The 25,257-nt window shown below is 67.0% G+C and carries 19 protein-coding genes; 16 read left to right on the plus strand and 3 right to left on the minus strand.

Annotation, left to right across the window (positions count from 1 at the left end):
- The first annotated feature begins 112 nt into the window (after positions 1–112).
- Positions 113–1,405 carry an ATP-dependent Clp protease ATP-binding subunit ClpX gene (gene clpX, locus AC5RUF_RS03635; RefSeq protein ID WP_494129738.1) on the plus strand — a complete coding sequence of 431 codons (1,293 nt, stop codon included), beginning with the start codon at positions 113–115 and terminating at the stop codon, positions 1,403–1,405.
- A gap of 66 nt (positions 1,406–1,471) precedes the next feature.
- Entirely contained in the window at positions 1,472–2,089 is a 618-nt protein-coding gene (locus tag AC5RUF_RS03640) for a mycothiol-dependent nitroreductase Rv2466c family protein (protein WP_494129739.1), read from the plus strand.
- Between the two features lie 94 nt (positions 2,090–2,183).
- Here the strand turns inward: AC5RUF_RS03640 and valS are convergent, their stop codons facing one another.
- Positions 2,184–4,811, minus strand: a complete 2,628-nt coding sequence (gene valS, locus AC5RUF_RS03645) for a valine--tRNA ligase (protein WP_494129740.1) — start codon at positions 4,809–4,811, stop codon at positions 2,184–2,186.
- A 75-nt stretch (positions 4,812–4,886) separates the two neighbouring features.
- On the opposite strand from valS, the gene AC5RUF_RS03650 reads away from it, so the two are divergent.
- The 7 genes from AC5RUF_RS03650 (at position 4,887) to ndk (ending at position 13,314) form a co-directional block, all read left to right on the plus strand.
- Positions 4,887–5,270, plus strand: a complete 384-nt coding sequence (locus AC5RUF_RS03650) for a DUF488 domain-containing protein (RefSeq protein ID WP_494129741.1) — start codon at positions 4,887–4,889, stop codon at positions 5,268–5,270.
- Between the two features lie 432 nt (positions 5,271–5,702).
- The gene (locus AC5RUF_RS03655; protein WP_494129742.1) at positions 5,703–6,545 is read left to right on the plus strand and encodes a putative endonuclease domain-containing protein; all 843 of its coding nucleotides are present in this window, start codon (positions 5,703–5,705) and stop codon (positions 6,543–6,545) included.
- Between the two features lie 60 nt (positions 6,546–6,605).
- Complete coding sequence (locus tag AC5RUF_RS03660) at positions 6,606–7,364, plus strand: SDR family oxidoreductase (RefSeq protein WP_494129743.1); 759 nt, start codon at positions 6,606–6,608, stop codon at positions 7,362–7,364.
- Positions 7,365–7,710: 346 nt separating this feature from the next.
- Positions 7,711–11,004, plus strand: coding sequence for an isoleucine--tRNA ligase (gene ileS, locus AC5RUF_RS03665; RefSeq protein WP_494129744.1), 3,294 nt, complete (start codon positions 7,711–7,713; stop codon positions 11,002–11,004).
- Entirely contained in the window at positions 11,004–12,383 is a 1,380-nt protein-coding gene (locus tag AC5RUF_RS03670) for a bifunctional folylpolyglutamate synthase/dihydrofolate synthase (RefSeq protein WP_493996958.1), read from the plus strand. Before ileS ends, AC5RUF_RS03670 begins: the two co-directional genes overlap by 1 nt.
- A gap of 10 nt (positions 12,384–12,393) precedes the next feature.
- On the plus strand, positions 12,394–12,858 hold the full coding sequence (locus tag AC5RUF_RS03675; protein ID WP_493996957.1) for a DUF4233 domain-containing protein: 465 nt from the start codon (positions 12,394–12,396) through the stop codon (positions 12,856–12,858).
- 39 nt (positions 12,859–12,897) lie between these two features.
- Positions 12,898–13,314 (plus strand): nucleoside-diphosphate kinase, encoded by a 417-nt coding sequence (gene ndk, locus AC5RUF_RS03680; RefSeq protein ID WP_227901569.1) that lies wholly within the window; start codon positions 12,898–12,900, stop codon positions 13,312–13,314.
- Positions 13,315–13,371: 57 nt separating this feature from the next.
- On the opposite strand, the gene AC5RUF_RS03685 is transcribed toward ndk, so the two are convergent.
- Positions 13,372–14,472, minus strand: coding sequence for an SDR family oxidoreductase (locus AC5RUF_RS03685; RefSeq protein ID WP_494129745.1), 1,101 nt, complete (start codon positions 14,470–14,472; stop codon positions 13,372–13,374).
- Between the two features lie 115 nt (positions 14,473–14,587).
- Between AC5RUF_RS03685 and AC5RUF_RS03690 the strand changes: the two genes are divergently transcribed.
- Positions 14,588–15,220, plus strand: coding sequence for a CG0192-related protein (locus tag AC5RUF_RS03690; protein WP_494129746.1), 633 nt, complete (start codon positions 14,588–14,590; stop codon positions 15,218–15,220).
- Positions 15,221–15,277: 57 nt separating this feature from the next.
- On the opposite strand, the gene AC5RUF_RS03695 is transcribed toward AC5RUF_RS03690, so the two are convergent.
- Positions 15,278–15,937, minus strand: coding sequence for a vitamin K epoxide reductase family protein (locus AC5RUF_RS03695; protein WP_494129747.1), 660 nt, complete (start codon positions 15,935–15,937; stop codon positions 15,278–15,280).
- A 437-nt stretch (positions 15,938–16,374) separates the two neighbouring features.
- Here AC5RUF_RS03695 and AC5RUF_RS03700 point away from each other — a divergent pair, with 437 nt between their 5' ends.
- The 6 genes from AC5RUF_RS03700 (at position 16,375) to AC5RUF_RS03725 (ending at position 25,137) form a co-directional block, all read left to right on the plus strand.
- Positions 16,375–19,776, plus strand: a complete 3,402-nt coding sequence (locus AC5RUF_RS03700; RefSeq protein ID WP_494129748.1) for an Rne/Rng family ribonuclease — start codon at positions 16,375–16,377, stop codon at positions 19,774–19,776.
- Between the two features lie 414 nt (positions 19,777–20,190).
- Entirely contained in the window at positions 20,191–20,502 is a 312-nt protein-coding gene (rplU, locus tag AC5RUF_RS03705) for a 50S ribosomal protein L21 (protein WP_146361875.1), read from the plus strand.
- A gap of 85 nt (positions 20,503–20,587) precedes the next feature.
- Positions 20,588–20,851, plus strand: coding sequence for a 50S ribosomal protein L27 (gene rpmA / locus AC5RUF_RS03710; RefSeq protein ID WP_104053918.1), 264 nt, complete (start codon positions 20,588–20,590; stop codon positions 20,849–20,851).
- Between the two features lie 107 nt (positions 20,852–20,958).
- A complete protein-coding gene (gene obgE / locus AC5RUF_RS03715) occupies positions 20,959–22,536 on the plus strand; it encodes a GTPase ObgE (protein WP_493998121.1) in 1,578 nt (525 codons plus the stop codon).
- Between the two features lie 55 nt (positions 22,537–22,591).
- Positions 22,592–23,806: a glutamate 5-kinase gene (gene proB / locus AC5RUF_RS03720; protein WP_494129749.1), complete on the plus strand. Its 1,215-nt coding sequence runs from the start codon at positions 22,592–22,594 to the stop codon at positions 23,804–23,806.
- Entirely contained in the window at positions 23,803–25,137 is a 1,335-nt protein-coding gene (locus tag AC5RUF_RS03725) for a glutamate-5-semialdehyde dehydrogenase (RefSeq protein ID WP_494129750.1), read from the plus strand. Before proB ends, AC5RUF_RS03725 begins: the two co-directional genes overlap by 4 nt.
- Positions 25,138–25,257: the final 120 nt, after the last annotated feature.

Genomic DNA, 25,257 nt, shown 5'->3' on the forward strand with positions numbered 1-25,257 from the left:
CACGGGCCGCTTGGTTGCTGAATAGCTCCTCCAAGTGTCCTAGAGTGGAACATGGTTGGCTGGCTTGAGCTGCGTAACCGCTTTTTGAAGGACCATCTAAGGGGACTGAACTATGGCTCGCATTGGTGAGAGCACGGATCTGCTCAAGTGCTCTTTCTGCGGAAAGAGCCAGAAGCAGGTGCGCAAACTCATTGCCGGCCCCGGCGTGTACATCTGCGACGAATGCATCGATCTCTGCAACGAGATCATCGAAGAGGAACTTTCCGAGGTCGCTGACCTGGGCACCTTCGAGCTGCCCAAGCCGCGGGAAATCTTCGACGCGCTGCAGGAGTACGTGATCGGCCAGGAGCCGGCCAAACGCTCCCTCGCCGTCGCGGTCTACAACCACTACAAGCGCATCCAGTCCGGACACGCCACCCGCAGCACCGGGAACCTCTCGGATGCCGTTGCCGGCGACGACGTCGAAATCGGCAAGTCCAACATTCTCCTGATCGGCCCCACCGGCTGCGGCAAGACCTACCTGGCGCAGACCCTGGCCCGCCGGCTGAACGTTCCCTTCGCCGTCGCCGATGCCACCGCGCTGACCGAGGCCGGCTACGTGGGCGAAGACGTGGAGAACATCCTGCTCAAGCTCATCCAGGCCGCCGACTACGACGTGAAGAAGGCCGAGCAGGGCATCATCTATATCGATGAGATCGACAAGATTTCGCGCAAGAGCGAGAACCCGTCGATCACCCGTGACGTATCCGGCGAAGGTGTCCAGCAGGCGCTGCTGAAGATCCTGGAAGGAACGGTGGCCTCCGTGCCACCGCAGGGCGGCCGCAAGCACCCGCACCAGGAATTTATCCAGATCGACACCACCAACGTGCTCTTCATCGTTGCCGGCGCCTTTGCCGGCTTGGAAGAGATCATCGGATCCCGCTCCGGACGCAAGGGCATCGGCTTCGGTGCACCTTTGAACGAAACGGCCAAGGGTACCGACTCCTACGCCGAGGTCATGCCCGAAGACCTGCTGAAGTTCGGACTCATCCCCGAATTCATCGGCCGCCTGCCCGTCATCACCACGGTTTCCAACCTGGACCGCACCGCGCTGATCCGGATCCTCACCGAACCGAAGAACGCCCTGGTCAAGCAGTTCCAGAAAATGTTCCAGCTCGACGGCGTTGAACTGACCTTCGAGCAGGGCGCGCTGGACGCGATCGCGGACCAGGCCCTGGCCCGCGGCACCGGCGCGCGCGGCCTGCGCGCCATCCTCGAGGAAGTCCTGCTGCCGGTCATGTTCGACCTGCCCAGCCGCGACGACGTCGCCACCGTGGTCATCACGGCGGACACGGTGGAGAACAAGGCCGAACCCACGCTGATCTCCCATGCGGTGGCCACCAAGCGGCGGAACAAATCAGCCTAAGGGGCGGTTGCACCCGGTACTGACCGCGGCGGACTGCGCCGTCTTCGACCATTGAAGGAGATTCCCATGAGTGCAGACGTTTCCGCGTCCACTGCCGATTTCTGGTTCGATCCGATGTGTCCGTTCGCGTGGGTCACGTCGCGCTGGATGGGCGAGGTGGAGCAGGTGCGCGACGTGCGCACCAACTGGCACGTTATGAGCCTGGCGGTCCTGAATGAGGGCCGCGACCTTCCCGAGGACTACCGGAAGCGGATGGACCTGGCCTGGGGTCCGGTCCGGGTCATCATCGCCGCCTCCGAACTGCACGGTACGGAGTACATCAAGAAGCTGTACGACGCCATGGGCATCCGCATCCATGTGGGCGGCAACGATGACTTCCCGGCCGTAATCCGCGAATCGCTGGCCGAGGTGGGCCTGCCCGCCGAACTGGCCCGTTTCGCCGATACCGACGAATACGATGCGCAGCTGCGTGCCTCCCACAAGGAGGGCATCGAGAAGGTGGGCGACGACGTCGGCACCCCCGTGGTGGCCTTCAACGGCACCGCGTTCTTCGGCCCGGTGCTGACCCGCATCCCGCGCGGCGAGGAGGCCGGCGCCATGTTCGACGGCGCCGTGATGCTGGCTTCCAACCCCGCCTTCTTCGAACTCAAGCGCAGCCGCACCGAAAGCCCCCGCTTCGACTGAAGCTTTCTGGCTGCCCTCCGGATGTCCCGGAGGATGCCGGGAGCACGCAAAAGGCCCGCCCGGATCACCCGGGCGGGCCTTTTTGCTCACCTGCTTATTCGGCAGGCGGTGCGAGTTCAACGTCGGAGACGGCCAGTTCGCCCTCGCCGACGGACAGGTTCAGCTCACGCACGTTACCGGCGGCCTTCAGGTCGGCCTGCCCTGCACGCAGCCGGGCCACAGCGCCCTCCGCAGCGGTGACCGTGGCCTTGAGGACCTCGGTGCGCTGCTTGACCTTGGCCTCGGACTTCGCCTTGCGGATCCCGCCCAGGGCGGCGGCAACGGTGCCGAGGATCCCGGCATCGGCGTCGGCCACCGCGGCGGACAGACCGTCCACGTTCGGCCAGGGCGCACGGTGCACGGAACCGGCACGCCACCAGCCCCAGACCTCTTCGGTGGCGAAGGGCAGGAACGGGGCGAAGAGCCGCAGCAGGGCATCCAGCGTGGTGGCCAGGGTGGCCAGGACCGATGCCTGCTCGGCGTCACCTGCGGCGCCGTACGCGCGGTCCTTGATCAGCTCCACATAGTCATCCGTGAAGGACCAGAAGAAGGACTCGGTCAGCTGCAGCGCCTTGGCGTAGTCATAGCGCTCAAAGGCACTGGTGGCGGCGTTGACGACGTCGGCCAGCTGCGCCAGCAGGGACAGGTCCAGGGCGTTGGTGATGACCGACGCGTCGTCCAGCGCCACGTTCTTCTCCGTGGCGCCCAGGTTCAGCACGAACTTGGAGGCATTGAGCAGCTTGATGGCCAGCCGGCGGCCGATCTTCATCTGCGCAATCTCGTAGGCGGTGTCCGCGCCCAGCTTGGCCGAGGCAGCCCAGTAGCGCACGGCGTCGGAGCCGTACTCGTTGAGGACATCGGTGGGGACCACCACGTTGCCCTTGGACTTGGACATCTTCTTCCGGTCCGGGTCCAGGATCCAGCCGGAGATGGCGGCATGCTTCCACGGGGCGGCGGCGTTCAGGGCGTCCGCGCGCACCACGGAGGAAAAGAGCCAGGTCCGGATGATGTCGTGGCCCTGCGGGCGCAGGTCGAACGGGAAGACCTTGGCAAAGAGGTCTTCCTCCACGCTCCAGCCGCCCACGATCTGCGGGGTCAGCGAGGACGTGGCCCAGGTATCGAGCACATCGGCGTCGCCGATGAAGCCGCCCGGCTGGTTGCGCTGCTCTTCCGTGTAGCCCGGAGCCGGTTCGGCGGCCGGATCCACGGGCAGGGAGGCGCTGTCGGGCAGGACGGGGTTGTCATAGTCCGGGTTGCCCGAGGCATCCAGCGGGTACCAGACCGGGACGGGAACGCCGAAGAAGCGCTGGCGGGAGACCAGCCAGTCGCCGTTCAGGCCCTCGATCCAGTTCTCGTAGCGTGAGCGCATAAAGGCGGGGTGGAAGTCGATTTCCCTGCCGCGGGCGATCAGGCGTTCGCGGCGTTCCTCGTCGCGTCCGCCGTTGCGGATGTACCACTGGCGGCTGGTAACCACTTCGAGGGGCTTGTCGCCCTTCTCGAAGAAGTTGACCGGGTGGGTGATCTTCTTCGGTTCGCCGTCGAGGTCGCCGCTTTCGCGCAGCATCTCGACCACGGCCTCCTTGGCGCTGAAGACGGTCTTGGTGGCGATGGCGGCGTAGTTTTCCTTCGCCGTATCGGTGGCGATCCACTCCGGGGTGTCGGCCAGGATGCGGCCGTCGCGGCCGATCACGGCGCGGGTGGGCAGGTTCAGCTCACGCCACCAGGTCACGTCGGTCAGGTCGCCGAAGGTGCAGATCATGGCGATGCCGGAGCCCTTGTCCGGCTTGGCCAGCGGATGCGCCTTCACCTCCACCTCGACGTCGAACAGCGGGGACTTCACCGTGGTGCCGAACAGGCGCTGGTACCGCTCGTCGTCGGGGTGTGCCACCAGGGCCACGCAGGCCGGCAGCAGTTCCGGGCGGGTGGTTTCGATGTAGATCTTCTCGCCGTCGGGGGCGTGGAAGCTCACCCGGTGGTAGGCGCCGGGCTGCTCGCGGTCCTCGAGCTCGGCCTGGGCCACAGCGGTGCGGAAGGTGACGTCCCAGAGGGTAGGGGCCTCGGCCATGTAGGCATCGCCGGCACGCAGGTTGTCCAGGAAGGCGCGCTGGCTGACGGCGCGCGAGTGGTCGTCAATGGTCCGGTAGGTGCGGTTCCAGTCCACCGACAGGCCCAGGGTGGAGAAGAGGTCCTCGAAGACCTTTTCGTCCTCAACAGCCAGTTCCTCGCACAGCTCGATGAAGTTGCGGCGGGAGACGACGTCGAAGTCACGCTGGTTCTTGGCGGCCTTGGCCGGGGGACGGTAGTCCGGGTCATACGGTTTGGTGGGATCGCAGCGCACGCCGTAGTAGTTCTGCACGCGGCGCTCGGTGGGCAGGCCGTTGTCGTCCCAGCCCATCGGGTAGAACACGTTCTTGCCGGTCATCCGCTGGTAGCGGGCCATCACGTCGGTCTGCGTGTAGGAGAACATGTGTCCCACGTGGAGCGAACCGGAGGCCGTGGGCGGGGGAGTGTCAATGGAGTAGACCTGCTCCCGGACGGTGTCCGGATTAAACGCGTAGGTTCCCTCCTCGCGCCAGCGGCGGCTCAGCTTGGACTCCAGCCCCTCGAGGGCGGGCTTGTCGGGAACGGATACGGTCTTGGGTGCGTTGTCGGGCGTGTCTGTGCCCGGGATATGTTCAGCCATGGTTTCCATTCTTCCACGCAGGCCTATGGTCTGAGGCACTGTCCGGTGGGTGCGGCCCGGCAGTAGCATCCCGGTATGGCCGCTGACAGTGAATCCTCCGCCTGGAACGTGCGGATCCGCCGGATCTACGAACCGCCCGACGGCGGCTTCCGGGTGCTGGTGGACCGGCTTTGGCCGCGGGGCATATCCAAGGAGAAAGCCGGGCTGGATGAATGGTTGAAGGACCTCGCGCCCAGCACGGACCTGCGCAAGTGGTTCGGTCACCGTCCGGAGCTCTGGGAAGAGTTTGTGCACCGGTACCGGGGTGAACTCGCGGAGAATCCACTGGTGGCGGACTTCGACCTCGAGTGCCGGTCCCGTCCCGACACCGTACTGCTCTACGGGGCGCGGAATGAGAAGCAGAACGAGGCAGTAATCCTGAGGGACTACCTGCTTGCCGTGCCCGGCCCGGGAGCGTAGGGGGCTCGGGGCGCCGGGCGGCCTGGCAGTCGGGAGGGGCGCCAGAGGCGGACCTCGCGGGGAGGGGCGTGACTCGGGGCCTCCGTGCTTCCCACGCTTCGGTAGGGAAGTGGCTGTTGTGACCTCACCGGTAACACCAGTCACAGAGCGTGGGAAGGACGGGCAGGATGAGGCAGGCTCAGGCCGCCCGGGCGCCGGAGGAAGCGGCTGATGCCGTACTGCCCACGCTTCGGTAAGGGTGTGACTGTTGTGACCCCAGCGGTAGCAGCAGTCACAGAGTGTGGGAACGACGGGCAGGATGAGGCAGGCTCAGGCCGCCGGGGTTCACGGCTGTCCCTCCACATCCAACCGGAACGGGGCAGGGGAGTCCGTCCATACACCTGAAGGCCTACTTCCCACCGAGTCGATGAGTGCAGCTGCCAGGGTGGGTAAATGCGGCAACTCGAGGCATTCCTCAGGTCCAGGCACGGCGTGGCCCGGAGAATGACCCTCACGACAAACGGGTTTCCCAAGGGGCAGGTGGATGCGGCCCTGCGGGCCGGGCTGATTCACCGGGTGGGCCGGGGCCTCGTCGCGTTGGAGGGTGCCGAGCCGGCCCTAGTTGAGGCAGCGCGCAACGGGGCGACACTGTCGTGTGTTTCTGCTGCGGCCCTACTGGACTGGTGGGTTCTGGCACCTGCCAGCCTGACGCATCTGCGCTGCGACCGGGCACTCGCCCTCCCGGACGCAGTGGTGCACCGCGGCCGCCGCTCCGGTCACCGGCTGATAGCAGCGCCGCGGGAGATCATCCGCGACGCATTCCGCTGTCCTCCCAGTGTGGAAGCCCTGGTAATTGCCGAGTCCGCTGTGGTCTCCAACGCCATGGGGTTGGAAAAACTCAAACAGGAGTTTTCCGGGCCGAGAGACTGGCGAATTGCGCGGCTGCTCGACACCGTACGTCGGACTACTCGCTCCCCTCTGGAAGTCTGTGCCCGGTTCCACCTCCTTACCGCCGGTTTCCGCCTTCAGGAGGAAGTGTTGCTCCCCGGAGTCGGGCGCGTGGACTTCCTCATAGATGGATGGCTGATCCTTGAGGTTGACGGTTACGCCTTCCACAGCGGGCGTACGGAATATCGGAAAGACAGGCAACGCTGGAACTGCTCATCCTCTGGTGGATGGGTCACTCTGCGCATCACGGCCGAAATGGTCCTGTACAGCCCGGACCGTTTCGTTGAACTGGTGCAGCGCACCTGCCAAACCTGGGACCCGGGCCGCCGTTCGCGAACCTGGCCCTGACTCCACGAACCAGCCCGTAACGAAAACGGGGAAGCGGCGAAGGCTGGCTAGAGTATCCCCATGACTGAGATCACACCGAAGCGGGCCGTCGTCACTGGAGCAAGTGCCGGCATTGGAGCTGCCGCCGTGCGCGCACTGCGTGCCACCGGCTGGGACGTGGTGGCCGTGGCCCGCCGCGGGGACAAGCTGGAGGCGCTCGCCGCCGAGACGGGTGCCGTGGCCATGCCGGCCGACGTCACCGACGACGCTTCCGTGGCCAGGCTGGCCGAAGAGGTCCTGGCCGGCGGGGGAGTGGACGCCCTGATCAACAATGCCGGCGGCGCCTTCGGGCTGGATTCAGTGGCCGAAGGCAGCCTGGCCGACTGGCAGCGGATGTATGACGTGAATGTCCTGGGCGCCCTGCGGATGACCCAGGCGTTCCTGCCGGCACTGCGGGCGAGCGGGCGCGGCTCGGTGCTGCTGCTGACGTCGACGGCGGCATCCACTGCCTACGAGGGCGGCGCCGGGTACTGCGCTGCCAAATCGGGCGAGGAAATGCTGGCCCGGACCCTCCGGCTGGAGGAAGCCGAGCACAACGTCCGCGTCATCGAGATCGCCCCGGGCATGGTGCACACCGAGGAGTTCTCCCTGAACCGGCTTGGCGACGCCGGCGCAGCCGAAAAGGTCTACGCCGGGGTGGAGAAGCCGCTGACCGCCCGGGACGTGGCCGAGGTGATGGCATTCGCCCTGAACCTGCCCCACCACGTGAACCTTGACCAGGTGGTGCTGCGCCCGCTGGCCCAGGCGGCCCAGCACAAAGTGATCCGCACCGGGCAGTAGGAGGGGGCCGGGGCAGGTTTTGCCCCGGCCGGTTTGCCCGCAGCGAGCGGCTCTTCGACATCCGGCGCGCACGTGGCCTAAACTTGTCCGAAGCAGCACTGACCCGGCCATCACCGGTGAGCTTCCGGAAGAACAGCCGCCCCGCCGATACCCATCGACAGGGCAGCCCAGTAGAACCGGACGGGTAAGCCCGTCACAGCAGTCAATGAGCGGCAGTCGCGGGCACATGCGTGCACACGGCGGCAAGCGAGGTGGTACCGCGGTTATCCGCCGGTTTTCGGACCGGTTTTGGAAACGCCGCCCTCGCATCCTGTATTTACAGCCAGATTTACTTGCCGCTACCAGGATGTCGAATATGCCCTCTGTATACCCCAAAGCCAGCACCGGCGACGGCGCTGCCGTTCCCTCCTCTCCCCGGTTTCCGGAACTCGAAGAACGCGTTCTGAAGTACTGGGACAAGGACGGCACGTTCCAGGCCTCCGTTGATGCCCGCCCCGCCGGCCGCGACGGTGACAACGAATTTGTCTTCTACGACGGTCCTCCCTTCGCCAACGGCCTGCCGCACTACGGCCACCTGCTGACCGGATACGTCAAGGACCTGGTGGCCCGCTACCAGACCCAGCGCGGCCGCCGCGTTGAGCGCCGCTTCGGCTGGGACACCCACGGCCTGCCGGCCGAGCTGGAAGCCATGAAGCAGCTGGGCATGAGCGACAAGGTCCAGATCGAGAAGATGGGCATCGACAAGTTCAACGATGCCTGCCGTGCCTCCGTGATGAAGTACGCCGGTGAGTGGCAGGACTACGTCACCCGCCAGGCCCGCTGGGTCGACTTCGAAAACGACTACAAGACGCTCAACGTCGAGTACATGGAATCGGTCATCTGGGCCTTCAAGACCCTGCACGAGAAGGGCCTGACCTACAGCGGTTTCCGGGTGCTCCCGTACTGCTGGAAGGACGAGACGCCGCTGTCCAACCATGAACTGCGCATGGACGACGACGTGTACAAGATGCGCCAGGACCAGACGGTCACGGTCACCTTTCCGCTGCTCGACGGCGGCACCCCGCTCTCCGCCGAGCTTGCAGGGGTCAAGGCCATCGCCTGGACCACCACGCCCTGGACCCTGCCCACCAACATGGCCCTCGCCGTCGGGCCCGAGGTCCGCTACGCCGTCGTACCCGCGGGCCCCAAGGGAACGCAGGCGGGCGAGGGGAGCTTTCTCCTCGCCGAGGACCTGGTCGGCTCGTACGCCAAGGACCTGGGCTACGACGACGCCGACGCCGCCCGCGCGGCGGTCACCGCCGTCCACGAGGGTAAGGACCTGGCCGGGATCCGCTACGCACCGCTGTGGGACATCTACACCGACACGGAGAAGTGGGGGACGGAGAACGCGTGGCGGATTGTCACGGCCGACTACGTCACCACCACCGACGGTACGGGTGTTGTCCACCAGGCACCGGCCTACGGCGAAGATGACCAGAAGGTCTGCGAGGAAAACGGCATCCCCGTGATCCTTTCCGTGGATGAGGGCGGCAAGTTCCTGCCCATGTTCGCGCAGACGGCGCTGGAGGACATTGCCGGCCTGCAGGTGTTCGACGCCAACAAGCCGATCACCCGTGTCCTGAAGGCCGAGGGACGCCTCCTGCGCCAGGCCAGCTACGAGCACAGCTACCCGCACTGCTGGCGCTGCCGGAACCCGCTGATCTACAAGGCGGTCTCCTCCTGGTTCGTTGAGGTCACCAAGATCAAGGACCGCATGGTCGAGCTGAACCAGCAGATCAACTGGATCCCGGACAACGTCAAGGACGGCCAGTTCGGCAAGTGGCTGGAGAACGCCCGCGACTGGTCCATCAGCCGCAACCGCTACTGGGGCAGCCCCATCCCGGTCTGGGTCTCCGACGATCCCAACTACCCGCGCACCGACGTCTACGGCTCCCTTGCCGAACTGGAAGCGGACTTCGGCCGGCTGCCCCTGAACAAGGAGGGCCAGCCGGACCTGCACCGCCCGTTCATCGACGAGCTGACCCGCCCCAACCCGGACGATCCCACCGGGCAGTCCACCATGCGCCGCGTGGAGGACGTCCTGGACGTATGGTTCGATTCCGGGTCCATGCCGTACGCCCAGGTGCACTACCCGCACGAGAACGCGGACTGGTTCGAAAGCCACAACCCCGGTGACTTCATCGTGGAGTACATCGGCCAGACCCGTGGCTGGTTCTACACCCTGCACGTGCTGGCCACCGCGCTGTTTGACCGGCCGGCTTTCCGCAACGTCATCAGCCACGGCATTGTCCTGGGCTCCGACGGGCAGAAGATGTCCAAGTCACTGCGCAACTACCCGGACGTCTCGGAGGTGCTGGACCGCGACGGCTCCGACGCCATGCGTTGGTTCCTGATGGCCTCGCCCATCCTGCGCGGCGGCAACCTGATCGTCACTGAACAGGGCATCCGCGACGGCGTCCGGCAGGCCATCCTGCCGCTGTGGAACGTCTGGCACTTCTTCAGCCTGTACACCAACGCCGCCAACAACGGCAACGGCTACGAGGCAACGGCCCGCTACGACTCCACGGAGCCGCTGGACCGCTACCTGCTCGCCGCCACCGGCGACCTGGTCCGGGACATGACCGGCGCCCTGGACACCTACGACGTGTCCGTAGGCTGCGAGATCCTGCGTGCCTACACCGACACGCTGACCAACTGGTACATCCGGCGCAGCCGCACCCGGTTCTTTGACGAGGATTCCCAGGCCTTCGATGTGCTGTACACCTGCCTGGAAACCGTCTGCCGGGTCGCTGCCCCGCTGCTGCCGCTGATCAGCGAGGAAATCTGGCGCGGACTGACCGGAGGCCGTTCGGTACACCTGACCGACTGGCCGGATGCGGAGCTGTTCCCGAAGGATCCGGACCTGGTGGAGCGGATGGACCTCACCCGGCGGATCGCCTCGGTGGGTTCCTCGCTGCGCAAGGGTGCGAACCTGCGCGTCCGCCTGCCGCTTTCGGAAATGACCGTCGTCGCCCCTGACGCCGAAGCCCTCTCCGGCCAGTTCGCCGCCATCATCGCCGACGAGCTGAACCTGAAGAACGTCCGGCTGGTGGATGCCGCGTCTGCCGACCCGGCGGAGTTCGGCATCAGCCAGAAGCTGGTGGTCAACGCCCGCGCCGCCGGCCCGCGGCTGGGCAAAAACGTCCAGACCGCCATCAAGGCCGCCAAGTCCGGCGACTGGTCGGTGGACGACGCCGGCACGGTCACCGCGGGCGGACTGGCCTTGGAAAAGCACGAGTACACCCTGGAAACCGTGGTGGAATCCGGCGAAGGCGAATCGACCAAGGCCGTGGCCGTGCTGCCCGGCGGCGGCTTCCTGGTGCTGAACACCGAGGTCACCCCGGAGCTGGCCGCCGAGGGCATTGCCCGCGACGGCATCCGTGCGGTCCAGCAGGCCCGCCGGGATGCGGATCTGCACATCAGCGACCGCATCCGCACCCGGATCAGCACCGGGGAGGCCGAAGCGGCCGCCCTGGAAGCGAACATCAGCCTGATCAAGGCCGAAACGCTGACTGCTGACCTGATTGTTGTCGGCGACCGCGAGGTCACCGAGGACGAGAAGGACACCGAGAAGTACATCGTCACAGTGGAGAAGATCTAATGAGTGCAGCAGACCGCCCGTCCGGTTCCATTGACGGCTTCTCCGTGGAGAGCGTGTACGCCGAGCTGCTCAGCCGGGCGCCCGAGAACAAGATGGAGCCGCGCATGGCCCCGCTGTTCCGGGCCATGGAGGTACTGGGGGAGCCGAACAAGGCCTTCCCGATCATCCACATCACCGGCACCAACGGCAAAACGTCCACGGCCCGCCTGATCGAAGGCGGGCTTCGGGCCTACGGGCTGCGGACCGGCCGCTACACCAGCCCGCACCTGACCAGCGTGACCGAACGGATCAGCATTGACGGCGAACCCGTCAGTGACGAAACGTTCGTGCGGATCTGGGACGAAATCCGGCCGTACCTGGACATTGTCGACGGCGAGCTCGAGGCCGCGGGCGAGCCCCGGCTCACCTACTTCGAAGCCGTGACCATCCTGGCGTTTGCCGTCTTTGCGGACGAGCCGGTGGATGTGGCGGTCATCGAGGTGGGACTGGGCGGCATCACCGATGCCACCAACGTGGGTGACGGCTCCGTTTCCGTGATCACCCCCATCTCGCTGGACCACACCGAGCTGCTTGGGGACGACGTGGCGGACATCGCCTGGGAGAAGGCCGGCATCATCAAGGAGGACGGCTTCCTGATCAGCGCCGCGCAGCCTATGGAGGCCGCCACGGTGCTGCTGGACAAGGCCCGCGAGATGGGTGTCCCGTTCCGGTTCGAGGGCGTCGAATTCGGCGTCGACTCGCGGGTCATGGCCGTGGGTGGACAGATGGTCACGGTCAACGGCCTGGCCGGTCGCTACGAGGACCTGCTGGTGCCGCTGCACGGCGCCCACCAGGCGCAGAACGCGGCCGTGGCCGTGGCCGCGCTGGAGGCCTTCATCGGCGGCGGCACCAAGGAACTCGACGTCGAACTGCTGCGGACCGGGTTCTCCACCGTCACCTCGCCCGGCCGTCTGGAAGTGGTCCGTACCGCGCCCACCATCGTGGTGGACGCCGCGCACAACCCGGCCGGCGCCCGGGCCTCGGCCGAGGCGCTGCGTGAAGCCTTCAACTTCAGCACCTTGGTCCTGGTGGTGGGGATCCTGGCCGAAAAGGACGCCGTCGGCATCCTCAGCGAGCTGCGCGAGCAACTGGGGGACCTGGTCAGCGGTGTCGTCCTGACCCAGTCCAACTCGCCCCGCGCCATCCCGGCCGAGGAACTGGTCCAGGACGCGGTGGACGCCGGGTTCGCGGACGAGGACATCCAGGTCGAAGCCGGGCTGGACAACGCCCTTGAGCTGGCGGTGGCGAAAGCCGAAGAGAACAATGACCTGGCCGGCGGCGTACTTGTAGTCGGCTCCATCACCCTGGTCGCCGAAGCGCGCACCCTGCTCGGAAAGTAGGTTCGCAGATATGGCAAAACTGACCAAGGCGCAGCGCGAATGGCGCCCCGGCATGCCCAAGAAGCGCCGCTCCGTGAAGGTAATGTTCGCCTCCACCGTGCTGACGCTGGAAGCGTTCGTCGTGCTGTTCGGAACCCTTGCCGTGTTCGGGCTGCACCGCGGGACAATCTCCCCGGTGCTGCTGCTGGGCGGGGGAATCCTGCTGGCGGCAGCCCTGGTGGGCACCTGCGCGCTGCTCTCCAAGCCCGCGGGTCCGCTGATCGGCTGGATCCTGCAGCTGGCAATCATTGCCACCGGTTTCCTGGAGCCGATGATGTTCCTGGTCGGCGTGCTGTTCGCGCTCACCTGGTGGTACGGGCTGCGGGCCGGACTGCGCCTGGACCGGGAAAACCGGGAACGGGACCGGATGCAGGCCGAGTGGGAAAAAGCCCATCCGGAAGAGGCCGGACCGGGACCGGTCCCGGGAACCGACTAGGCTTAGACCAGAAAACCGAACATCCCAAGGAGATACACCGTGAGCACCGAGCGCACACTTGTCCTGATCAAGCCCGACGGCGTCCAGCGCCGGCTCACCGGGGCCATCCTGGCGCGGATCGAGGCCAAGGGCTACACCGTGGCGGAGCTGAAGAAGACCGAAGCCACCCGCGCCATCCTCGAAGAGCACTACGAGGAACACCAGGGCAAGCCGTTCTACGAACCGCTGGTCGAGTTCATGCTCAGCGGTCCCATTGTCGCCGCGGTCCTCGAAGGGGAACGCGTCATCGAAGGCTTCCGGTCCCTGGCCGGCACCACCGATCCGACGACGGCGGCACCGGGCACCATCCGCGGCGATTTCGGCCGCGACTGGGGCACCGCCGTGCAGCAGAACCTGGTCCACGGCTCCGACTCTCCGGAGTCCGCTGCCCGGGAAATCGGCATCTGGTTCAAGTAACAACAGCAGCAAAAAGCAAAGGGCCGGCACCGTGGTGCCGGCCCTTTGCCGTTCCGCCTACGGAATCAGGCGTTCGTCCCGCAGCCGGTCAAAGAGTGCCCGGAAAGCATCTTCCGTGCGCCGGTAGCCGGTAAACCCGGCCAGCCGGCTCTTGCTCATATCCGTCAGGACCTCCACGTTCCGGCCCAGGTCCGCGTCCGTGTGCCACCACGACGCCAGCCGGTCCAACTCGGTTTCGGCCAGCCCGTGCCGTACCGCCAGGTCCTTCCAGGCGTCGGCCATGTCCGCCATCTGCTGTTCAAGCGGCCGGGGAACGGAGTCGAACCCCTCGGGCTCCACTCCGAGTTCCCGCGCCAGCCGGGGCCAGAGCGAACGCCAGCGGAACACGTCGCCGTTGACCACGTTGTAGGCCTCGTTGGCCGTGTTCGGGTCGGTGGCCGCCCAGAGCATGTGCTCGGCGAGCAGGCCGGCGTCGGTCATATCGGTGACGGAGTTCCACTGGGTTTCGGAGCCGGGGAAGACGAACGGCAAGCCGAGGTCCTTGCAGAGGGTGGCCTGCACAGCGAGGGTCTGGCCCATGTTCATGGCGTTTCCGACGGCGAAGCCGATGACCGTGTGGGCGCGGTGGACCGACCAGGCGAAGCCCTGCCGTTGCGCCGCCGCCGTCAGTTCGTCTTCCTGGGCGTAGTAGAAGTTCTCCACGGGCAGGCGCGGCTCGTCCTCGGAGAACGGGGTGTCCGGCATGGGGCCCTCGCCGTAGGCCTCGAACGGGCCCATGTAGTGCTTGAGCCCGGTCATCAGGGCCACGTGCTCCAGGGGAGCGTGTTCCAGGGCGCCCAGGAGGTTGCGGACCATGGCGGAATTGACCGCGATGTTCTCGGCCTCCGTGTCCTGCCGGGACCAGGACGTGAAAAAGACGTGGCTGGGCCGGGTGTCCGCCAGCGCGGCCGCCAGGCTTTCCGGAGAGGTCAGGTCCGCGGCCAGGGGGACGACGCCGGGGCGGGGCGCGCCGCTGCCGCCGGCCTTGCGGGAGAGCGCCAGTACGGTCCACCCTTCTGCTGCGAGCAGGTCCACGAGGGCTGCCCCGGCGATTCCGGTGGCGCCGGCAACCAGTGCGGTGCGCGGCCGGTCGGGGGAGGTTGGTGTTGTCCTGAGCATGGATCTCCTAGCTGTAGCCGGTACGGAAACGGTCCCGTACCTTTCCTTGGCGGCAACCGGAAACCGTGGGGGGATATTCCAGCCGTCCCGGTCCCGGGGCGCATATGCTGTGCGCATGGCACTCATCTACGACGCGGAGCTGCGTCCGGACAAAATGGAACTGATTTCAGAATGGCTGCCGGGAGCCGTATGGTTTCCGGCCGGCGAACCGGTCCCGGTAAGGAAGCTCGGATCCTTCCGGTTCGACGATCCGGAGGGCGCGGTGGGCATTGAAACCCTCATTGTGGCCGCCGGCCCGCATACCGTGCAGGTTCCCCTGACCTACCGGGGTGCGCCGCTGGACGGTGCCGAGCGGTTCCTGATCACGGAAATGGAGCACTCCGTGCTGGGGCGCCGCTGGGTCTATGACGCCGCCGGGGATCCGGTCTACGCCGCAGCGCTGGAAGCGGCGCTGTTCTCCCGGCAGGGGCAGGCGCCGCAGTACACCGAGCGGAACGGGGTGCGTGAGCTGCTGCCCGAGTCGATGCGGGTCTTCAGTACGGGGATGCCCGACGGCGCCGAGCTGGTCGATGCACCGGCGTCGGAGCCTGAGGACTGGGCGGTGTCCGTGATCACCCAGAGCGGCTGGGAGCTCTCCGTGGTGCGGCTGCTGGACCTGGACGGACGCACGGCACCCGACCCGTCGCTGCAGGCCACCTGGGCGGACCAGGACGTTGCGGTGGTCCTGGCCTGGGGCATGCCGCAATAGTGCGGCGGGCGGTGCCGGACCACGTCCGGCACCGCCCGCGGTATTCGCTGCAGCCGGTCAGCTGCCGATGAAGGAATTCATGAAGCGGAAGAAGATCGACGCCGCTGTAGCCACCCACAGCAGGACAACGATGGCCCAGGCCCACTCGCCCAGGAACCGGACCAGTCCGGCCGGGGCCGGAATGACACCTGCGGCCAGGTTGCGGACAGTGGTGAAGACGAACAGTGGAATCATGGCTGCCCACACCACGATGCAGTAAATGCACAGGACATAGATGTCGAACAGGGCCTGGCTCCACAGCCAGACCACAAAGACCATGCCCAGGGTGACGCCGATCTGCAGGCCGATCCAGTACCAGCGTGCAAAGCGGGCCCGTGCCAGCAGCCCCATGGCGGTGGTGATGACCACGGCAAAGGCCACAATGCCGATCAGCGGGTTGGGGAAGCCGAAGAGTGAGGCCTGCCAGGTCTGGAACACCGTGCCGCAGGAGACCCACGGGCTGATGTCGCAGCTGGTGATGTAATTGGCGTCCGCGTAGACGTGCAGGCGTTCGATGACCAGGATCCCCGAGGCGATCCAGCCGACCACTGACGTCACCAGCAGTGTCCAGATGAAGGCGGCGCGTTCCGGCGGTGCCGCCTGGCCGGCGGTGTCCCGGACGGGATCGGATTCAGCCGGACGGGTGCCGGTGGATGAACTGGCTGCTCTGGAGGGCACGAAAGCTCCTTTACGGAGGGGGAAACGGAAGTTGTTGTCTGCGTCGAGTCTATGCGCAGGTACGGGCCAAAAAGACGGCTGTATGAGATAATGACTTTGGCTGTTGACGGAACCACATTCCGTCACCGGTCCAGCGACAGGCTTCCGGTTCTGTCGGTGACGCTTCCCGTGCAGCTCGCCCATCAATCCGGATGGGACCCAGGGAATCCGCCGGCCAGACCTGCCCATAGCCGAAACGTAGTTATCCGTTCCGCATAGGTAGCAGGAAAAGCGCCGCTGGTCTTCGAGTGATGCCGCGCCCCACAGTCGGCGCGACCTCGGACGACATCCAGACGACTTCCGGCTGGCGGGCAGGCTGCGATGCCACCGCACAGCCGACACATTGCCCTTGGGCATTGGAATGTGGCCAGTGCCCCGGGGCCGGAGCATAGGCCTAAATGAATAACCAGAACGACTTGACCAATGAACCAGTTGCAGAAGGTACGGCAGCGGACGCTCCCGCGGAGCAGGCGCAGCAGCCACCCGTCAAGAAGGCACCGCGCACCCGCCGCAAGTCATCCTCGCCCGTGACTTCCCCGGCCCGCCAGCCGGAGGGGGAACCCGCAACCGGCACGGCTGTGCCTGCCACGGTGAGCGGATCCGGGGGCGAAACCGCAGCCGAACCGGCGGAGAAGCCCAAGCGCACCCGTGCGCCCCGCAAGAAGGCAGCACCCGTGGCACCGGAGGAAACTCCGGAAGCCGCAGCCGAGGGCGCATCCGACGCCGCCGGCCAGGTACAGCTGGAAGCAGGAGCAGCCGCCGTGGCAGCTGAGGAACTCCCGATGAAGCCGGTGCGCCGCCGCCGCAGCACCGCCAAGAAGCCGACAGCTGAAGTTCCCGCCGCCGCTGAAACAGCGGAAAGCCCGGTTGCGGCAAGCCCGCAGGCCGAAGAGCCCGAGGCTGTTCCGGTAACCCTGGCTGCCGGCCCGGAAGCGCCGGCGGAAGCCGAGGTCCCGGCACCCAAGACCCGCACCCGCCGCCGCGCCGGCAAGCCTGCCGGACCGGCACGCTCCGCCGAAGCAGCAGCGGAACCCGTTGCCGAAACCAAGGCTGTTGCCGAACCCGTCCTCCCGGCCGCTGCCGAAGGCAACGGATCCGAAGCCAACGGATCCGAAGGCACCGGCGCGGAAAGCCCGGAAGACGCAGACACTGCCGCCCCGTCCTCGGCACTGGACCCGTTCACCGTTCCGGAATCGCCCACCTCGGTGCTCTTCCACGCCCCCGATCTGTCGGCGGTGCGGACCCTGCCCGTGGTGAAGCACGCCGATGAGGCGGAAACGGAGGAAGAACCCGAGGAATCCGGCCGTTCGCGCCGCCGGAGCCGACGCAGCCGCAGCCGCCAGGGTGCCGACGCCGCCCAGGGCAACTCGGAGGAGGGCGCCTCCACCGGTCCCGAAGACAGCGAGTCCGACGGCGTGACCTCCCGCCGCCGCCGTCGCCGTCGCCGCGGCGATGCCGATCTGGAACTGACCGGGGGAGCGGACGATGATCCGCCCAACACAGTGACCCGGGTCCGTGCCCCGCGCGCCCACGCTGATGCGCCGGCGTCGGACCGCGTGACCAGCGTGAAGGGTTCCACGCGGCTGGAAGCCAAGAAACAGCGCCGCCGCGAATCCCGCGAATCGGGACGCCGCCGCCACGTCATCACCGAGGCCGAGTTCCTGGCCCGCCGCGAGTCCGTGGACCGGCAGATGATTGTCCGCCAGCGTGACGAGCGGATCCAGATCGGCGTGCTGGAAGACGGCGTGCTGGCTGAACACTTTGTCTCCAACACCCAGCAGGACTCACTGATCGGCAACGTGTACGTGGGCAAGGTGCAGAACGTGCTGCCGAGCATGGAAGCAGCCTTCGTCGACATCGGCCGCGGCCGCAACGCCGTGCTGTACGCCGGCGAAGTCAACTGGGATGCGGCCGGCCTGGACGGCCAGCCGCGTCGTATCGAGCTGGCGCTGAAGTCCGGCGACTCGGTGCTGGTGCAGGTCACCAAGGATCCGGTAGGCCACAAGGGCGCCCGCCTGACCAGCCAGATCTCCCTGCCCGGACGCTACCTGGTCTACGTGCCGGGCGGCTCCATGACCGGTATTTCCCGCAAGCTGCCGGACGTGGAGCGTAACCGGCTCAAGAAGATCCTCAAGGACCACCTGCCGGAGAACGCGGGCGTCATTGTGCGCACCGCGGCCGAGGGAGCCAGCGAGGAAGAGTTGATGAATGACATCAACCGCCTGCGCGCCCAGTGGGAGACCATCGACGCCAAGGCAAAGTCCACCAAGACGCTGCCGCCGGAGCTGTTGTACGGCGAACCGGACCTGACCATCAAGGTGGTCCGCGACGTCTTCAACGAGGACTTCTCCAAGCTGGTGGTCTCCGGTGACGAGGCATGGGACACCATCGAGGCCTACGTGACCTACGTTGCTCCGGACCTGGTGGGGCGCCTGGAGAAGTGGGAGAAGGACGAAGACATCTTCGCCGCCCACCGCATCGACGAGCAGATCGCCAAGGCGCTGGACCGCAAGGTCTTCCTGCCGTCCGGCGGATCCCTGGTGATTGACCGCACCGAAGCAATGACCGTGGTGGACGTCAACACCGGCAAGTTCACCGGCAGCGGCGGCAACCTGGAAGAAACCGTCACCAAGAACAACCTGGAGGCGGCCGAAGAGGTGGTCCGCCAGCTGCGGCTGCGGGACATCGGCGGCATTATCGTCATTGACTTCATCGACATGGTCCTGGAAGCCAACCGCGACCTGGTGCTCCGCCGCCTGGTGGAATGCCTGGGCCGGGACCGGACCAAGCACCAGGTGGCAGAGGTCACGTCGCTGGGCCTGGTCCAGATGACGCGCAAGCGGATGGGTACCGGCCTGCTCGAGGTGTTCGGTGAAACCTGCGAGCACTGTGACGGCCGCGGCGTGGTGACGCAGGATGTTCCGGTGGAGCACCGCCGCAGCACCAGCCACACCCCCGCGTCGTCCAACCATGCCGGACATGCCGTCGGCGAGGACAACCACCAGCAGCACCTCAAGCAGGAGAAGCAGTCCCGCGGGGACCGGAAGCGCAACCGCAACCGGGACCGTGCACAGGCCGCACCTTCAGCCGAGCTGCCCGCTGTGGAGGAGCCGGTGCAGGAGGATGCGGAACGCCAGGCCAAGGCCGAAGCGGCCCGTGCGGCCCTCGCCACCATCGCTGCGGCAACCGCCGCGGCGCACGAGGTGGTGGACGCAGCCGGCAACGGCAGTGACGCTTCCGCCCCGGAAACTGCTGACACCGCTGATACCGAGCCCGGTGCCGTCCTGAATATCCAGGGCGAGACCGTAGTGGTGCCGCGCCGCCAGCGGCGCCGCCCGGCCAAGGAAGAGCCCGCACTGACCCTGGAGAGCCTCACCGAGGCCTTCAACGAGGTGGCTTCAGCGGTGGCGCACGATCGTCCGGCAGGCCGCCAGGACCAGCAGGCAGGGCAGGAACAGCCTGCCGCCCAGGACAAGCCGGAAGCGCAGGAACAGCCGGCAGCCCGCGACCGGCAGGAACCGCCGCGCAGGGAAGCCGTCCGGCAGCAGGAACACAAGGCCGCAGCGAATGCCCCGCAGCAGTCGGCCGCCGCCCCCGCACGCCCGGCGCGCCGCCGCCGGGCCGCCAGCAGCCCGCAGGGCGCGGCAGAGGTGACCGCACCGTCGGCAGGCCGCTCCGAGCCGCAGGCGGCGCAGTATACCGTCACGGCGGATGAGGCAGCCCCGGCGGTCCGGGAGGAGAAGAGGGGCGCATCCGCCCCGGTCATCCTGGGCGTCGGCGTGCCCGCGTCGGAACTGTAGCTGCACCGCCGCCGCACACGGCAGAACCGCGGAAGGGCGGTCCGGTCCTCGAGGACCGGACCGCCTTCCGCGCTTAACCCGGCGTGTGGTCCCCGTCTCCCGGGATGCGGTCTCCCGGAATGCGCCGGCGCGTCCGGCGCGGGAATGCGGGGAACACCGGCCTGATGGGATAAAGTAGATTCGAGCAGTGACACCGTATGTCGGTGGCGCTCGGGTCCGGTCTGCATCAGCAGGGTGCAAATGCGCCAGTGCATTTGCGGGTTATGGTCCCGTTAGCGTAGCCTTGAACTTCGGTGCGAACGCCTTCCAGCCGTTTTACGGTTCAGGCGGAACTGCATGGCGCAAGGCGGGCACAATTCTGGCCCCGCCAAATGCGCATCCAAGTATTAAACGTCGAGAGAAGTGAGTTCCCAAGTGGTGTACGCGATTGTCCGCGCTGGCGGCCGCCAAGAAAAGGTTTCCGTCGGAGACCTCGTAACCCTGGACCGCGTCCCCGGTGGAGCCGGTAGCACCTTTGAGCTGCCTGCCCTGCTTTTGGTTGATGGCGACAAGGTCACCTCTGCTGCACAGGACCTGGCCAAGGTCACCGTGACGGCAGAAATCGTCGAGAACTTCCGGGGTCCGAAGATTGTCATCCAGAAGTTCAAGAACAAGACCGGCTACAAGAAGCGTCAGGGCTACCGCTCCTCGCTGACCAAGGTCAAGGTTACGTCCATCAACTCCTGATTCTCCGTCCCGGTCCCAGGGCCGGGAACGCGGGAGTGATCCCGCCTGTGGGTTTCAATATCAGTAAGCAAAGGCAGGCAAAGAAATGGCACATAAGAAAGGTGCGAGTTCCACTCGCAACGGTCGCGACTCCAACGCCCAGTACCTCGGCGTAAAGCGTTTCGGCGGCCAGGTTGTCAAGGCAGGCGAAATCATCGTTCGCCAGCGTGGCACCCACTTCCACCCGGGTGAGGGCGTTGGCCGCGGAGGCGACGACACCCTGTTCGCCCTGGAAGCAGGAGCAGTTGAATTCGGCAGCCGTCGCGGCCGCCGCGTCGTGAACATCGTGGCTGCTGCAGCCGCCGAGTAATCACCGGCAATTAGCTTTTCCGACGGGGCGGGCCTTGATGGCCCGCCCCGTCGTTTTTTAAGCCAAGTAGAATTGGCATGATCAAGTAGTTCCTTTGAAGGAGAACCATGGCCAGCTTTGTAGACCGCGTAGTGCTGCATGTTTCCGGCGGTACGGGCGGCCATGGTTGCGTGTCCGTCAAGCGTGAAAAGTTCAAGCCCCTGGGCGGACCCGACGGCGGCAACGGCGGCGACGGCGGCGACGTCATCCTGCGCGTTGACTCCAATACCACCACGCTCCTGGATTACCACCACGCCCCGCACCGGCACGCCACCAACGGCGGCAACGGCATGGGTGACTGGCGCGCCGGCAAGACCGGCGAAACGCTGATCCTGCCCGTGCCGGACGGCACCGTGGTCAAGAACAAGGACGGCGAGGTCCTCGCCGACATGGTGGGCGAGGGCACCGAATACATTGCTGCCGCCGGCGGCCAGGGCGGGCTGGGCAACTCCTCGCTGTCCTCCCAGAAGCGCAAGGCCCCCGGCTTCGCGCTGCTGGGCATCCCCGGTGAGGAGGCGGACATTGTCCTGGAGCTCAAGTCCATCGCCGACATTGCGCTGGTCGGCTTCCCGTCTGCCGGCAAGTCCTCGCTGATCGCGGCCATGTCCGCCGCCCGGCCCAAGATTGCCGACTACCCCTTCACCACCCTGATCCCCAACCTGGGCGTTGTGCAGTCCGGCGACGTGCGCTTTACCGTCGCCGACGTGCCCGGCCTGATCGAAGGGGCCTCCGAAGGTAAGGGCCTGGGCCACAACTTCCTGCGCCACGTCGAACGCTGCGCCGCACTGGTCCACGTGCTGGACTGCGCCGCGCTGGAAACGGACCGCGACCCCATCGGCGACCTCGAGATCATCGAACGTGAACTCGAGAAGTACGAAGTGGATATGAGCTACGCCGGCACCGACGGCGACGTCGTGCCGCTGAACCGCCGTCCCCGCCTGGTCGCCCTGAACAAGGTGGACGTTCCCGACGGCCGGGACATGGCCGAATTTGTCCGGCCGGAGCTGGAGAAGCGCGGCTACCGCGTCTTCGAGGTCTCCGCTTCCAGCCACGAAGGCCTGCGTGAGCTCGGCTTCGCCATGGCGGGAATCGTCAAGGATGCCCGCGACGCCGTCGAGCAGGCTCCGCCGCGGATCCAGCCGCCGGTCCTGAAGCCGCGTGCCGTCAACGTCAAGGGCGGCTTCACCATCCGCCGCGAAGAGCGCAACCTCGAACCCCTCTTCCGCGTGCTGGGCGAAAAGCCGGTGCGCTGGGTCCAGCAGACGGACTTCACCAACGACGAAGCTGTGGGCTACCTGGCTGACCGCCTGGCCAAGCTCGGCGTCGAGGACAAGCTGTTCAAGGAAGGCGCAAAGCCCGGCGACGCCGTGGTGATCGGCGAGGGTGACGGCGTCGTCTTCGACTGGGAGCCCACCATGGTCGGCGGCGCGGAACTGCTGGCCGCCTCTCCGCGAGGCAGCGACATCCGCGTCGAGGAGTTCTCCCGTCCCACCCGCGAGGAAAAGCGCGAAGACCACCAGAAGCGCCGGGATGCCCGGGCCGCTGCCCGCGAGGAGCTCGAAGCAGAGCGCCGTGCGGGGATCTGGACCGAGTCGGTGAACTACAAGCACTCCAAGCGTCCGGCGGAGGAGCATGACGGGGAGTAACTTCTTCTTCACACTCCGGCGGGGGCGCGGGGCCAGCGCATAGGCTGGGCGGACCATGAGTGAACACACCGTTTCCGCCGTCCCTGCCCGCCGCGCCCTGACGTCCCGCTCCGGGCTGGCACGTGCCCGCCGCGTGGTGGTCAAGGTGGGGTCTTCCTCCCTGACGTCCGTGGCGGGCGGCATCTCCGATTCCGCACTGCGCTCCCTGGCGGATGTGCTGTCCGCACGGCACGCCGCCGGCACCGAGATCATCCTGGTCTCCTCCGGTGCCATCAGCGCCGGGCTGGCGCCCCTCGGGCTGGCCAAGCGGCCGGCCCAGCTTTCCTCCCAGCAGGCCGCCGCGAGCGTGGGACAGGGCCTGCTGATGGCCCGTTACACCGCTGCGTTCGGCGAACACGGGGTGACCGTCAGCCAGGTGCTGCTCACCGTGGAGGACCTGATGCGCCGCGCCCACCATGCCAATGCCCACCGGGCCATGGAACGGCTGCTGAATTTCGGCGTGCTGCCGATCGTCAACGAGAACGACACGGTGGCCAGCCACGAGATCCGCTTTGGCGACAATGACCGGCTGGCGGCCCTGGTGGCGCACCTGGTTAAAGCCGACGCACTGATTCTGCTCTCCGACGTCGATGCCCTGTATGACGGCCCGCCCTCCGAGGGCGCCCGCCGCATTCCCGAAGTCACCGGCCCGAAGGACCTCGCCGATGTCCGCATCGGCAAGGTGGGGAAGGCCGGCGTCGGGACCGGCGGGATGGCCACCAAGGTGGAGGCGGCCACCATTGCTGCCGAATCCGGGATCCCCGCACTGGTTACGTCCACCGCCAACGCGGCGGCAGCCCTGGCAGGGGAGGATGTGGGCACCTGGTTCACCACCCGGGGCCGGCGCCAGTCCATCCGGCTGCTCTGGCTGGCGCACCTCGCCCGGATCCAGGGCACGCTGGTGCTCGATGACGGCGCGGCGTCGGCGGTGGGGGACCGGCACCGGTCCCTGCTCGCGGCAGGAATCGTCTCCGTGGACGGACACTTCGAACCCGGCGACGCCGTGGCCCTGACCGACACTGCCGGGCGGGTGATCGCGCACGGACTGACCAACTACGGCTCGGAGGAACTTCCCTCCATGCTCGGCCGCTCCACCCGGGAACTGGCCCGGGACCTGGGCCGGGGCTACGAACGTGCCGTGGTCCACGTCAATGACCTGGTCCTGCTGCACCAGAACCAGAAGCCGGAACCCGCCGCGGAGACCGGCACGGGACCTAGACTGGGGGCATGACTTCCGTGAACACACCCGAGGCAACCGCCGCAACCAAGACGACTGCACCCGCCGCCGCGGAGCCGGCTGCGGACGGCGTCGAAGCGAAGGTCCATGCCCTGGCGGACCGTTCACGCACCGCTGCCCGCCGCCTGGCCCGGGCCAACCGTGTCTGGAAGGACCGTGCCCTTCGGCTGATCGCACAGAACGTGACGGCCGGACAGGCTGCCATCCTTGCCGCAAATGCGCGCGACGTGGCGGCCGGGCGGGAGAACGGAACCTCTGCCGCCATGCTGGACCGGCTCTCCCTGACGCCGGAACGGATTGCGGCGCTGGCTGCAGCATTGGAGAACCTGGCCGGCCTTCCGGACCCGGTGGGATCGGTGGCCCGCGGCCAGACGCTGCCCAACGGGCTGCGCCTGCGCCAGGTCCACGTCCCCATGGGCGTGGTTGCCGCCATCTATGAGGCCCGCCCCAACGTGACACTGGACATTGCCGGACTTGCCCTGAAAAGCGGCAACGCCGTCATCCTGCGCGGCGGCAGCGCGGCAGCGGCCACCAACGAGGTGCTGGTGGGGATCATCCGGGACTCCCTCGAGGACGCCGGGCTGCCCGCCGACGCCGTGCAGAGCGTGGATGCCTACGGCCGCGAGGGCGCCAACGTGCTGATGAAGGCGCGCGGACGGGTGGACGTGCTGATCCCGCGCGGCGGACGGTCCCTGATCCAGTCCGTCGTGGCCAACGCCACCGTTCCGGTCATCGAGACGGGGGAGGGCAACGTCCACATCTACCTGGACCGTTCCGCCCCGGTGGACATGGCGGTGGACATCCTGCTGAATGCGAAGACGCAGCGCCCCAGCGTCTGCAACACCGTGGAGACCCTGCTCATCCATGAGGGCGCCCCCGCGGCGCCGGATGTCCTGGCCGCCCTCGCGGCCGCCGGAGTCCGCCTGCACGCCGATCCCCGTGCCATGGAACTGCTGCCCGCCTCCGTCACCGCCGAACCGGCCGACGACGGCGACTGGGGCCGCGAATACATGGATATGGACTTGGCGGTGGCCGTGGTGGACGGCCTTGATTGCGCACTGGAGCACATCCGGCGCTGGACCACCGGCCACACCGAGGCAATTATCACCAACGACCTCGCCAATGCCGAACGTTTCATCGCCGAGATCGACTCCGCAGCCGTGATCGTCAACGCGTCAACGCGGTTCACCGACGGCGGCGAACTGGGGCTGGGCGCCGAGGTGGGCATCTCCACGCAGAAAATGCATGCCCGCGGACCCATGGGGCTCAAGGAACTGACCACCACCAAGTGGATCATCCAGGGCGACGGACAAATCCGCGGCTAGCGGCCCTCCTGCGGGCCCGGGCCGCGTCCGGCTGCGATGTGCATCCCGTTACGCGTACCATTGACTATGAAACCGAACGCCGGCCACCCGGCGGAACCTACAGATCTCTAGGGGAAATAC

The organism is Arthrobacter sp. Y3224198 (assembly GCF_059090025.1).